This window comes from Neorhizobium petrolearium, assembly GCF_017873175.1.
Lineage (GTDB): Bacteria > Pseudomonadota > Alphaproteobacteria > Rhizobiales > Rhizobiaceae > Neorhizobium > Neorhizobium petrolearium.
This window is the reverse complement of sequence record NZ_JAGGJW010000007.1, coordinates 290,671-302,825: the sequence shown is the minus strand read 5'-3', so window position 1 is coordinate 302,825 and position 12,155 is coordinate 290,671. Positions and strand designations below refer to the sequence as shown.

Below are 12,155 nucleotides of genomic sequence, written 5' to 3'. Positions count from 1 at the left end.
TTCCGTTAGGCTCCCATCTTTGCAATGCTGGCGAGATCGGGCAGATCGAAAATCGACATGTCGGCTGGGCGCGCCACCGCATCGGTCCGGATACCGGCGCGCAATTTGGCAGAACGGGCCCGCGGATTGGCTTCCGCCTCCTCATCGCTGGCGGCGATCACCGATCTGCCAAGCGTCTCAAAAACGGGAGGCTTCGCCTCGACCATCGGCAGATGCCGTGAGCCGGAAACCTTGCCGGAGCGATCGGCGAAGAACTGCTTGACGATCCGGTCTTCGAGGGAATGAAACGTGACGACCACGAGCCGGCCACCAGGCTTCAAGGCACGCTCCGCAGCAAAAAGAGCCTGGGCGAGTTCACCGAGTTCATCATTGACGAAGACGCGCAGCGCCTGAAAGACACGCGTCGCCGGATGGATCTTGTCCTTGGACTTGCGCGGATTGACGCTTTCGATCAGGTTCGCAAGATCACGCGTCGTGGTGAAAGGCTGGGATGCGCGGCGCTTTTCGATAGCCCGGGCAATGCGGCCCGCCTGCCTCTCCTCGCCCAGGAAACCAAAGATGCGGGTGAGATCGCTAACCTTGGCGCGATTGACGACATCGGCGGCCGAGACGCCTTCAGCCGACATGCGCATATCGAGCGGGCCATTTCTCTGGAAGGAGAAGCCGCGCTCGGCTTCATCGATCTGCATCGAGGAAACGCCGATATCGAGAACGACGCCGTCAAGTCCGCCCTGCGGCGCATGGTCTGCAAGCCGGGAAAACTGAGAATGAATGAGCGTGAGGTGATCTTGATTGGCATCGACAAGAGCCTGACCCGCGGCAATCGCCGTCGGATCCCGATCAAGGGCAATCACGTCGGCACCAGCGGCAAGGAGGGCGGACGTATACCCGCCCGCCCCGAATGTGCCGTCCAGAATAAGCTTGCCCGACCGGGGATCGAGAGCATCGAGGACTTGCTTCAGAAGAACCGGAATGTGGCGAACCGGTCCGCCGTCGGGCTCGGTTGTTCCCTTGCCTGGATTCGCCGCCATTCCGCACCCCTGTCCTAGACGGGACGCGAACTCAGACGCCCCTCTCTTGCCGCCGCCTGCGCCGCATGGAACGCCTGCGGCTGCCAAAGCTGAAAATGATCCGAGCGCCCGACGAAGGTCACTTCCGAACTGATTCCCGTGAAGTCGCGGATGAAATCCGTAACCATCAGCCGGCCCTCCGCATCGAGCCTCATGAAGACGCCGCCACCATGAACAAGCAGCGACATCCGGTTCGCCTCCGGCGAAAACGGATCCGCGGAAGCGATCTGCCGTTCGTAACGATCGAGCAGGTCCGGCCCTCCGACGCTGATCGCCGGATAGACGAAATCCTGGAGACAATAAAGCTCCTGAATTCCGCGCTCCGAAAGAACCGAGCGGAAACTCGCCGGAACGGAGACCCGCCCCTTCGCATCGATCCTGTTCGTCGCATTCGACAGGAAGCGGCTCATCACACCGAACATCCGCCCCATTCAAATCCAGGGCGAAAAACCGCCCGCCCGTACGCATCACACCAGACACAGCTTCGCCACCCGAATGGACAACAAGCCATCCGGCCTGAAGACCGAAATTCTGGGATTTACGGGCGATCATCCGCCCTTGCACAATGCAGCTTTGGGATACCATGGGACCATATGGGCGTCAATGGGAGAAGCCCCGCTAGCTGCCCCCAAACCGGATTTATTTATAACCCGTTAAGTTTAACAAAGGGTTATTAAGGCGGATGGAGAAGCCGCCTTGAGCCGGCGCTGCAAGTCGATCTGGCACAATGGTTAAAGGACCGCAATCAAAAGATTTTTTTAAATCTCTAATGGAAGAAATCGGCCATCGGCAAACAGCCTTCGGCAGGAGGTGAGCGTTGGCGCCCAACCTGTCCGCCGGGCCTGCACGGGCCGGCGAGCCTCGGACGGAAATAATGGAGCTGTCAGGCCGCTTCGGGAACAATCGGTCTGGTATCGGCCTCCAACAATTTCGAGACAACACGGCGACCGAGCACAATCGACGGTTTTTCGACAAAACGGAAGACCAGATATGAGACGCCGATGGTTGCCATCAGGCAGACGAGCATGGTCGCGAGATCACGCCACCCTCCCGTCAGTGGCAGGAAGCGGTAGATAGTGACATTGACGATCCAGTGGAAAAGATAGATCGAATAGCTGATCCGGCCGATCCAGGCGAGAACCCGCGATTGCGGCGCGTTGAGCCGGACCGCACCGATGAATACGGCGACTGCAAGCAGATACCCTGTCATGATCGGCAGCGTGGCGATCAGGATGAAGCCGTCATTGCGCATCAGCGAGAATTCCGAGACGGCGAGAACGGCGAGCAGCTGGTACGCGATAAGATAGGCGGCGCAGCTTGCCGCGCCCTTCTTGCGCTCGACGATTGCAAGACGCAGCAGCAGGCCGGAAAACAGAAAGGAAAGATGCAGGCCGATATAGGACACCGGAAGTCCGATCCCGAGATAAAGGCGAACGAGAACCGGTCCCGCAGTCGAAGAGACCAGCGCCACCGCCAGAATGACGACGGCGAGCGGATTGCCGAGAAGCCGCGTCGCGAAAAGCCCGGCCGCCAGGAAATAAAAGACCAGTTCGATGAACAATGTCCAGTATATGCCGGACATCCAGCCCTGCCCCAAAAATTGCGGAGCCATGGTGATATTGGCAAGCACCGTCATCATCGAGACCGGCGTACCGGCGGTCCAGTAGATGATGGCGAGGCAGGCGAGTGCGACCCAGAAGGCCGGATAAAGCCTGAAGAAGCGCGAGATCGCAAAGCGCTTCAGCGGCGCCTCCCCGCGGATGCTGAACGGGACGACGAAACCGCTGATCAGGAAGAACAGCACAACACCGAACCGCCCGAGATCGAGCGAATGTTCCGAAAAGCTGAACCAGGGATAGAGGGCGCCGGCAGACGCGCCTTCCGCGCGGGAAGCGTCGCCGATGAAATGCTGGACGAAGACCGAAAGAGCGGCGACGGCGCGCAGGCCGTCGATATTGGACAATCTTGCTGCAGACATCGGCTTGCTGCTCCGGAGAACGCGGGGGCATGGAAATTGCGCCGATTTCTAACATCAGGGCCTGATGGCGGGAATATTGCGGAAGGCCCCGCAGCCCTTATCTTTTAAATCATTGTTAAGGATAAAATTGGATTAAAATCCGCACCAAAGGGAGACGATGCCAGTTGGCCTGTAAGCCGGGTTCTGTATGGCCCCGATGCGAGCACCGGAACGTGGCAGCCATTCATCTGGGACGATGCTTGCACATCGCCTCGCGCAACCCACCCGGATGACTGGCCCGGAAACCGGCTGTGGCCACGCTTTCGCGTAGGCCCGCGTCATCCCTATTCGGTCTTGCTCCCGGTGGGGTTTACCGTGCCGCCCCTGTTACCAGAGGCGCGGTGGGCTCTTACCCCACCCTTTCACCCTTACCCCGCCGTCTCAGCCGCTTGCATCCCAAGCGGTTGAAAAGGCGGGGCGGTTTCCTTTCTGTGGCACTTTCCCTGGGGTCGCCCCCGCCGGATGTTATCCGGCACCGTGTTTCCGTGGAGCCCGGACTTTCCTCACCTCACCGCCTTTCGGCATTGGTAAAGCGCGGCTGCCCGGCCAACTGGCATGCGGTCCATAGACGAGATAGGAATGGAACACCAGAGTTTACAGATAATCCGCTGAAAAATCCGTCGAATAGGCGTCATCCACGATCCGCCCGTGGAAGATCAACTCAGCTCCAAGCCGGCCGATCTCGTCCGAACTCTTGGCCGCCGCGCCGCAGCCGCCGCTCAGGATTCCGATACTGCTTGCCTCCGTCATGGCGATGGCCGGATAATCCGTCGGCGTGAAGGAGGTGACGCAGGCCGCCATCGAATCGCGAGAAAGGTCGAGCGAGGGCATCAGGCGTGCCATGACCTCGGTCAGATGGGCCTGGGTGCTTTCGCGACCGCCGGAACGAAACCAGGCGCGGATATCCGGCTCAGACGGCAGCAGCAGATCGTCCGGATCGCCGCCGATCTTGAGATAGATCCTGCCGTCCGGATAACGCACCGGCGGCAGGAGATAGATGCCGTCCTCCGCCTGGTTCCATTTCCAGATCAGTGACGGCACCTTGCCGAAAATGTCCATCGCCGCCTCGTCCACTTCGAAGAAGGCGACGGTGCGGGCATAAACCTTCAGATCAAGACGCCGCGGCAACAGATTCTCATTGATGGAAAATCCGCCAGCGGCGACGAGTACCTTTTCCGCTGAATAGCTGTTGCCCTCAACGGTGGTGACGGCAACCGCATCGCCCTCCTGTCGCACAGAGAAGACAGTCTCCGCGATGATTGCGGTGCCCTGCCTTTCGGCGAGCAGCGCCTGGGCCTTCACCAGCCGGCGCGGATTGATATGACCGGCATTCCTCGGCTCCCAGACGCCCTCGCTCTCGCCCGGGAAGCAGAAGAACGGAAACCGGTTTGCGAGATCGGCGTCGGTCAGGGTCTCGGTCGCGACTTCCAGCCTGTCAGCCGCAGCAAGGACATTGCCGACATAGGACGGCCCGCCTGCCCGCTTCGGCCCCACGATCAGGCAACCGGATTCGGAGTAGAAATCGATGCCGCTCTCGGCGGCGATCTCGCCATAACGGGCGATGGAACGATTGGCGAGGCGCGCCCAGACAGGGTCGGGATCGATCGTCCGGGTAATGCGCGCCTCGTCGTAATGGCTGGCAAACACGCCTTCATGGCGCTGATGGTCGGCAGGTTCGTCCGGACCGATCAGCGCGACGCCGTTGGTCCATTTCGAGAGGTAACGGGCCGCAGCAGCCCCCATCATGCCTCTTCCGATGACGATGTATTTGAACCGCGCCGTCATGCCCTGCCCCTTTTTTGATTCCACCGGCCGAAGTGCTCTCTATCGAAGCACTTCTAGCCGTTTTCGGAATCAAAATGCCACAGGCGAAAGCGACGCAGTCTGTTGCTTCGTTTCCAGGATAGCCTCCACCCGGCTGCAATAACGCTTCGAGACGGGATTCATGCGCTTGGCTCCGTGGCCGGCATTGTATCTGAGAATGGTGCCGCAGGTTTTCCCATCGCCGAGCTCGTGAGCGCCCGCGAGATATTTCATGCCGAAGCGGATATTGGTTTCCGGGTCGTAGAGGCCGTAGTCCGGCCCTTCATATCCCATCAACCGCGCCGTCGCAGGCTTGATCTGCATAAGACCGATCTCGCCGGCCTTTCCCTTGACCGTGGGGCGGTAATTGCTCTCGACCTGAATCACTGCATTGGCGAGCTCGACGGGGACGTCATATTCATCCGCATATTTCTCGATCAGCTTTGTATAATGCGTCTGCCGGACGAGGCGTTTGTCCGTATCCGTCGGCGCAGCCAAACCCGTTTCGCGCGTTTCCCAAGGAACTTTGGAAGTGCTGGTGGAGGAGGTTTTGACTTCGCTGCCATCCTGAGCGCGCACGAATTCGGTTTCCACGGCAAGCATAGCAAGGCCCGCCGCGGCAGCAATGATCAGTTTTTTCATCGAATAAGAATGTCTCCGAACCAACAGGCCCGCGGATATCATGACGCAGATATCCTTCGCCGCGTCGCCGGACAGACGGCGCAGCGTTCTACGAAACCTGATCGTTTATCTCTGCAACCCCGTCCTACCTGGCGGCTGCGCTAACGGGTTCTTTAGAAAGTCTTAATAAGGAAATGATGTGGCAGCGCAAAATTTTTGCTGGAAACGCGGGATTTGAAGCCTCGTCCCTGCAATCAGACATGACTGTATTTCGGCAGAGCCTTCAGCAAGCGATGCAGTGTATCGATCGTGGAGAAATCAGCGATACCGTCCACGAGCGAGGGCCGGAAATGTCGCTGGAAAGCTTCAACGACACCTTTCGTCCGCTCACAGAAGTTCCCTGTAATTTCAATGTCGTACCCATAGAGCGACAGCATGGACTGCAACGCTTCGATGGGTTGGCCACTCTCGCCGTACTGGAAGAAGCGCCCGCCATTGATTTGCGTTGGATCGATCCAGTGACCAACGCCGGCAAAGTGCAATTCCCGCCAGGGGAAATTTTCACCCGGATCGACCTTGCGGATCGGTGCAACATCCGAGTGTCCGAGCACTCTTTCGGGCGGAATTCCCCATCTTGAGCCGCAGTCCCGACACAATTCGACAACGGCACTGATTTGCGGATCGGGAAAGCCGGGTAGGCCACCGGGATGTCCAGGATTGGCAATCTCGATCCCGATGGAACAGGAATTGATGTCCGTTTCGCCCGCCCAGCAGCTTTTGCCCGCGTGCCAGGCCCGGCGCACCTCGGGCACGAGTTGCACGACACGCCCGTCCTCATGGACAAAATAATGGCTGGAAACCTGACTTTCCTCGCGGCAGAGCCAGTCGAGCGCGCCATCGGCACTGCCCATGCCGGTATAGTGCAGAAGGATCATGTCGGGCTTGCGCCCGTTCGCACGTTCGCCGTGATTGGGAGAAGGCATGACCGAAGCGCCGGCATAATCGGCGGTGAACAACGTCATGCAGCGCGGCGCTCTTTCGCAATCGCCGCATAAGCCGCATTGAGAGCGGCCATCCGCTCGTTGGCGGCCGCATGCAGTGCAACCGGTACACCGCGAGCAATCAGCCGGTCCGGATGATGCTCGGACACCAGCAATCGGTATTGCTTGCGGATATCTGCGAAATCGTCTTCCGGCGAAACACCGAGCACCAGATAGGGATCGGCGCCGTCGAGGTGGACATGGCGTGCCATGATGCGGCGGAAATGAACTTCGTCGATGCGGAAGATCTCGGCGATCCGGGCCACGAAAGCGAGTTCCTTCTCATGCACCAGGCCATCTGCTTTGGCGATGTGGAACAGGCCGTCGATGACATTCTCCAGCATCGGGCAGTTTTCCGAGGCACCCGAGCTGCACAGACCTGCAAGCTTCGTCGCATAAGCCTCGTAGCCGGCCACGTCCTGACGCGCGAGATTGTAGAGCCGCGCCACGTTGCGCGCCTCCTCGTCCGGGAAGTCGAAAATCTGCTGGAAGGCCTTCACCTCCGCCTCGGTCACGATTCCGTCGGCCTTCGCCATCTTCGCAGACAGCGCTATGATCGCCACTGAAAAGGATACCTTGCGGCGCGTTTCGGGATCGCCTTCGAACACCGTGCGGATCGCCTCGACCACGCGGCCGAGCACGCTGCCTGCCGCATCGCCGATCGCGCCAAGGAGCCGTTCCCAAAGGGAGGAGATCTGCAGACAGGAAAAATCGAAAATCATTACTGCAATGGACCAGATTATCCCTGCAATTGCAAGAAGGTGGGTGGTCCGTCTCGGATTAAACTATGTTCATGTTTTCCGAACAATCACCACCGATCACCGATCGGTTACCGTGCATCCCACGCTGCGGGCGATCGCCGGGCAGCCGTTTTCCACAGGGCGACCGGCGCGCAGCGTGGTTGAATCGATTATATTCCCTGCTCCCCGGGGCGCTCAGCGGAAGCTTCGGTTTTTCTTGAGAAATTCACTTTACAGGGGGGCCATCTCTGGCGCATCCATTCCTTCGTTTTTTGAGCTGTACGCGAAAGCGTCAAGGAGGAACGATGGCCAAACAGAAAGTAGCAATGTTGACCGCCGGAGGCCTTGCGCCCTGCCTGTCTTCCGCCGTCGGCGGGCTGATCGAACGCTATAACGACATCGCGCCCGAGATCGAGATGGTCGCCTACCGCTCCGGATATCAGGGCGTGCTTTTGGGCGACCACATCGAAATCACGCAGGACATGCGCGAAAAGGCCTATCTCCTGCATCGCTACGGCGGATCGCCGATCGGCAACAGCCGCGTGAAGCTCACCAATGCCGCCGACTGCGTCAAGCGCGGCCTCGTCAAAGAAGGCGAAAACCCGTTGCGCATCGCCGCCGACCGCCTCGCGCAGGACGGCGTCACCATCCTCCACACGATCGGCGGCGATGATACCAACACGACCGCAGCCGACCTTGCCGCCTATCTCGGCGCCAACGGCTACGACCTGACCGTCGTCGGCCTGCCGAAGACTGTCGACAACGACGTGGTGCCGATCCGGCAGTCGCTCGGCGCCTGGACCGCGGCGGAAGTCGGCGCATATTTCTTCGACCACGTTTCCAATGAGCAAAGTGCCGCCCCTCGCACACTTGTGATTCACGAAGTGATGGGACGTCACTGCGGCTGGCTTACCGCCGCGACAGCCCGCGCCTATATTCAGAAGACCAGGAACAATGAATATGTCGAGGGCCTGATGATGAACACCCAGATGAAGAACATCGATGGGCTCTACCTGCCCGAGATGGCCTTCGACCTCGACAAGGAGGCCGCGCGCCTCAAGGATATCATGGATAAGCGCGGTTTTGTGACGCTCTTCGTGTCGGAAGGCGCCTGCCTTGACGCAATCGTCGCCGAGCGGGAAGCTGCCGGCGAGGCCGTCAAACGCGATGCCTTTGGCCACGTTAAGATCGACACCATCAATGTCGGGAACTGGTTCCAGAAGCAGTTCGCCGCGCTTCTCGGCGCCGAACGCTCCATGGTGCAAAAATCCGGCTATTTCGCACGCTCGGCCCCGGCGAATGCCAGCGATTTGATGCTGATCAAAGGCATGGTCGACCTTGCGGTGGAAAGTGCGCTCAACAGGGTTTCAGGCGTGACCGGCCATGACGAAGACCAGAACGGAAAATTGCGAACGATCGAATTCCCGAGAATCAAGGGTGGAAAACATTTCGATCTGACGGCAAAATGGTTCGGCGAAGTGATGGACTATATCGGCCAGCCTTTCGCCGAGGCTTGATATGTAAAGGACGCCGACGGGTGTTCTGGAGGGAATGGAATGACGGCTGATACCTGGCTCGCTTTTGCCGCGACCGCGATCTTTCTCGTCCTTCTTCCGAGCCCCCTTGCCTGCCTTGCCGCCAGCTTCTCGCTTCAGCGCGGCCGCCGTACGGCGGTCGCCACGATCCCGGGCTTTGCCGTCGGGTTGTCGGCCGCCCTGATCATGGCCGTCATTCCGCTCGCAGTCATCGCCCTCTATCTGCCTCGTCTGTTGGAGACGCTTTCTTGGGCAGGTCTCGGCTATCTGATGCTTTACGTGCTCTGGTCCTACCAGGATCCGCGGATATCAGGCCTCGTCGCCGATAACGACAACCTCCCCGAATACCGGGCCGCCCGGATTTTCGGTTGCCTGTTCGGCAAATCCGCCTTCGGTCCGCGTTACGCCATTGTCCTTGCCGCCGCCCTGGCGCAGTTCATCGACGCCGGTCGCCCGCTCCTGCCGCAATTCCTCGAAATGCAGGCGACATTCCTCGTCTGTGCGGTGTTCGGAGCCGGAATCCACGTGCTTTTCCCGCGCCGCGTGATCGGCCGCAAGCGCCGTATCCCTGCCCTCAATTCAGCCTCGCGCAAGCCGCAGATGCGCTTTATCTCGCGACGCGCGGTTACGGCCGGCTATCGCCGGATTGCCGCCTGACCTTCGCCTCATGTGCACCGTCTTGTCGGACGCCGCCCAATAGGTTAATGGAAATTCTCATTCGGTGGCGTTTGGGCGGACTGGGGTAACCATTTTTTCATGAAAGCGACCCAATGGCGATAATCCGATTCCTCGGCCGCGGGACGGCGGTGGCATGCGCCATATCTTCAGCTCTTGCCGGATGTTCCAGCGTCGAACGAGAGCCCCGGCTGGCGGCGACTCAGACGACAACCCCGGCGAACGGCCAGCCAGCCGGATCGGTGCAAACGGCATCCGCCGACGGGGGATCGGTCATCCAATACAGGTCCGACCTTCCGGTTGGCCAACAGCTCCAGACGGGCGCTCAGCTACCCGCCACAACACAACTCGCCGGCACCCAGCCGACAATCGCACTTGCCAAGTCAGGCAGGCTTGCTGTTCCCGTCCCCTCTGCGGTCGAAGCGGCATCGGTTCAGACCGCTGCGATGGCGTCTCCGACCATGGCTCCGCTCGTCGCCTTCGCGCCCGCATCGCTTCCGGTACAGCCGGCGACGCCGGCGACATCCACCGCCGTAGCATCTGTTGCGGCTGCCCCCGCACCTGTTCCCGCGACCTCCACCATTCTTGCCGCTTCCAAAAGTGGCCGTATCACCTCCCCTATGGTCGCACCCGCCGTTGCGGAAGGCAGGATCCAACCGGCCGCCGCTCAGGCGATCGCGCTCGACGAGCCGGAACTCACGCCGGATATGGTGGCGCTGCAGTCGGTCGTCCCCACGCCACGCCCGCAGCGGCCGGACACCACGACGCTCGCCTACGCCGCCCAGCCGAAAGCTGTTGCTGCGCTCTCTGCCATGGAATTCCCGCCCGCTCCCGGCGATCCGCTGCCGGCAACCGCCGCCGACGCGCCGCCACAACTGAACATGCTCATCAAGCGTTATGCCGGCATATATGGCGTGCCGGAATCGCTGGTTCATCGCGTCGTGCATCGTGAGAGCCGCTACGACCCCAAGGCTTATCACAAGAACGGCTATTGGGGCCTCATGCAGATCAAGTATTCGACCGCAAAATCGATGGGCTATGAAGGTCCGCCGGAAGGCCTGCTCGACGCCGAGACCAATCTCAAATACGCCATCAAATATCTGCGCGGCGCTTGGCTCGTCGCCGACAATAAGAACGACAATGCCATCAGGCTCTATGCGCGAGGCTACTATTACGACGCCAAGCGCAAGGACATGCTGCACGTCCTTCAAAAATAAGGATACGTGGACAACGGCGCCTCAGGGCGCCGTCAATGTTCTGGTGATTTCCGCGACAAGCGGCAAAGGACTGTAGGGTTCCCAGTCCGGTGTCAGTCCGAGCCGCACGACGACAAGATCAAGCGACGGAATGACCACCACATTCTGTCCATCGTGCCCATCGAGGAAAAATGCGTCGGCAGGGAGTCCGCTGCTGCGAGCAGGCAGCCAGGTCTGCATCTTCGAATAGCGGCCGCTCGAAGTCCGGTTCGGCTCATGCATCTCACCGACGAAACCTTCCGGCAGGATACGATTGCCGTTCCACATGCCATCATTCGCAAGGAGCAATCCCAGCCGCGCCCAGTCACGCGCCGTGGCGTACATATAGGAACTGCCGACAAACGTGCCGGCCTCATCCGTTTCCATCACCGCACTTGTCATGCCGAGCGGATCGAACAATGCCTTGCCCGGATAGGCGAGCGCAGCAGCCTTGTCACCGAGCCTGTCCATCCAGACCCTCGACAATATCACGCCCACGCCGGAGGAATAGTTGAAGCGAGAGCCTGGATCGGCTTCCAAGTGCTTAACGAGAGCGAAATCCGCCATATCCGGCTCAAGGTAGAGCATGCGTGTGACATCCGCGACTGTGCCGTAATTTTCGTTGAAGGCAAGACCGCTTTCCATCGCCAGCAGATCGGCGAGCCGGATATCGGCACGCTTATCATCCTGCCATTGCGGGAAAAGGCTCTTGTCCTCCAGCGAAAGCCTGCCGTCGCGGATCAGCGTGCCGATGATCGTGGCGGTGACCGTCTTGGTCATCGACCAGCCGAGCAGTGGTGTATCCTTCGAAAAACCGGTCCCGTAAGCCTCGCCGACAATCCGCCCGTTCTTTACGACCACCACCGCCCGCATATTCGGCCCAACGAGATCGGCATCTGAAAGAAGTTCCGCAACCTTCTGGTCGGATTCAATTTTCCCGCCTTCCGGCCAGAGACCATTTTCATCAGCCGCTCGCGGCGCGGCATGACTCAGTCTCGATGCAGCAGGCGGATCGCCGTCCGGTGTGACGGCACAGCCCAGGCCTTCCCTGTAGACCGCATCATTGCCGGCGATGAAGCCAAGAAGGGCAGCGCGCACGCGCCTGTCCGCCTGGTCGACGGAAACCCGCATAAGCTTGAGAAGCGGATGCCCCGGCGCCTGGACATCGACGGCCAGGACCTCATCACTATCACGTCCGGCAAGGAAGACATTGGAGCACACGATCTTCGCCGCGTAGCCGCTGCCAACGCGGAACAATTCCGGCGGCATCGTGTAAAGCCAGATTCCGAGGCCGACGAGACCGACGGCGACAACCCCAAAAACGATCTTCACAATCCGGATCAACAACAACCGCATGTCCGTCTCCCGTTTCGCACGCCTCCGTATGCAATCAGGATTCTCTGTACTGCGGAAGAGAGC

The 12,155-nt window shown here is 60.0% G+C and carries 11 protein-coding genes and 1 other RNA gene; 3 read left to right on the top strand and 9 right to left on the bottom strand.

Annotated elements, in window-relative coordinates; all coding sequences use genetic code 11:
- Positions 1 to 5: 5 nt before the first annotated feature.
- The 8 genes from rsmH to J2046_RS15800 all read right to left on the bottom strand — a co-directional run bounded on the left by rsmH (position 6) and on the right by J2046_RS15800 (position 7,273).
- Positions 6 to 1,031 (bottom strand): 16S rRNA (cytosine(1402)-N(4))-methyltransferase RsmH, encoded by a 1,026-nt coding sequence (rsmH, locus tag J2046_RS15835; RefSeq protein ID WP_210053327.1) that lies wholly within the window; start codon positions 1,029 to 1,031, stop codon positions 6 to 8.
- A gap of 14 nt (positions 1,032 to 1,045) precedes the next feature.
- A complete protein-coding gene (gene mraZ / locus J2046_RS15830) occupies positions 1,046 to 1,480 on the bottom strand; it encodes a division/cell wall cluster transcriptional repressor MraZ (RefSeq protein WP_037148531.1) in 435 nt (144 codons plus the stop codon).
- 473 nt (positions 1,481 to 1,953) lie between these two features.
- Positions 1,954 to 3,048, bottom strand: coding sequence for an acyltransferase family protein (locus tag J2046_RS15825; protein WP_210053324.1), 1,095 nt, complete (start codon positions 3,046 to 3,048; stop codon positions 1,954 to 1,956).
- Between the two features lie 156 nt (positions 3,049 to 3,204).
- Positions 3,205 to 3,641, bottom strand: an RNA gene (gene rnpB / locus J2046_RS15820) — RNase P RNA component class A.
- A gap of 40 nt (positions 3,642 to 3,681) precedes the next feature.
- Positions 3,682 to 4,872 (bottom strand): NAD(P)/FAD-dependent oxidoreductase, encoded by a 1,191-nt coding sequence (locus J2046_RS15815; protein WP_210053322.1) that lies wholly within the window; start codon positions 4,870 to 4,872, stop codon positions 3,682 to 3,684.
- Between the two features lie 69 nt (positions 4,873 to 4,941).
- Positions 4,942 to 5,532, bottom strand: a complete 591-nt coding sequence (locus J2046_RS15810; RefSeq protein WP_210053320.1) for a lytic transglycosylase domain-containing protein — start codon at positions 5,530 to 5,532, stop codon at positions 4,942 to 4,944.
- 233 nt (positions 5,533 to 5,765) lie between these two features.
- Positions 5,766 to 6,533 (bottom strand): N-acetylmuramoyl-L-alanine amidase, encoded by a 768-nt coding sequence (locus tag J2046_RS15805; protein ID WP_210053318.1) that lies wholly within the window; start codon positions 6,531 to 6,533, stop codon positions 5,766 to 5,768.
- The gene (locus J2046_RS15800; protein WP_037147541.1) at positions 6,530 to 7,273 is read right to left on the bottom strand and encodes a J domain-containing protein; all 744 of its coding nucleotides are present in this window, start codon (positions 7,271 to 7,273) and stop codon (positions 6,530 to 6,532) included. Before J2046_RS15800 ends, J2046_RS15805 begins: the two co-directional genes overlap by 4 nt.
- A 323-nt stretch (positions 7,274 to 7,596) precedes the next feature.
- Here J2046_RS15800 and J2046_RS15795 point away from each other — a divergent pair, with 323 nt between their 5' ends.
- The 3 genes from J2046_RS15795 (at position 7,597) to J2046_RS15785 (ending at position 10,718) form a co-directional block, all read left to right on the top strand.
- Positions 7,597 to 8,808 (top strand): pyrophosphate--fructose-6-phosphate 1-phosphotransferase, encoded by a 1,212-nt coding sequence (locus J2046_RS15795; RefSeq protein ID WP_210053316.1) that lies wholly within the window; start codon positions 7,597 to 7,599, stop codon positions 8,806 to 8,808.
- Positions 8,809 to 8,847: 39 nt separating this feature from the next.
- Positions 8,848 to 9,483 (top strand): LysE family translocator, encoded by a 636-nt coding sequence (locus J2046_RS15790; protein WP_210053313.1) that lies wholly within the window; start codon positions 8,848 to 8,850, stop codon positions 9,481 to 9,483.
- Between the two features lie 113 nt (positions 9,484 to 9,596).
- Complete coding sequence (locus J2046_RS15785) at positions 9,597 to 10,718, top strand: lytic transglycosylase domain-containing protein (RefSeq protein ID WP_233469787.1); 1,122 nt, start codon at positions 9,597 to 9,599, stop codon at positions 10,716 to 10,718.
- 21 nt (positions 10,719 to 10,739) lie between these two features.
- Here J2046_RS15785 and J2046_RS15780 read toward each other — a convergent pair whose 3' ends face one another.
- Positions 10,740 to 12,092 (bottom strand): serine hydrolase domain-containing protein, encoded by a 1,353-nt coding sequence (locus J2046_RS15780; protein ID WP_210053311.1) that lies wholly within the window; start codon positions 12,090 to 12,092, stop codon positions 10,740 to 10,742.
- Positions 12,093 to 12,155 lie beyond the last annotated feature (63 nt).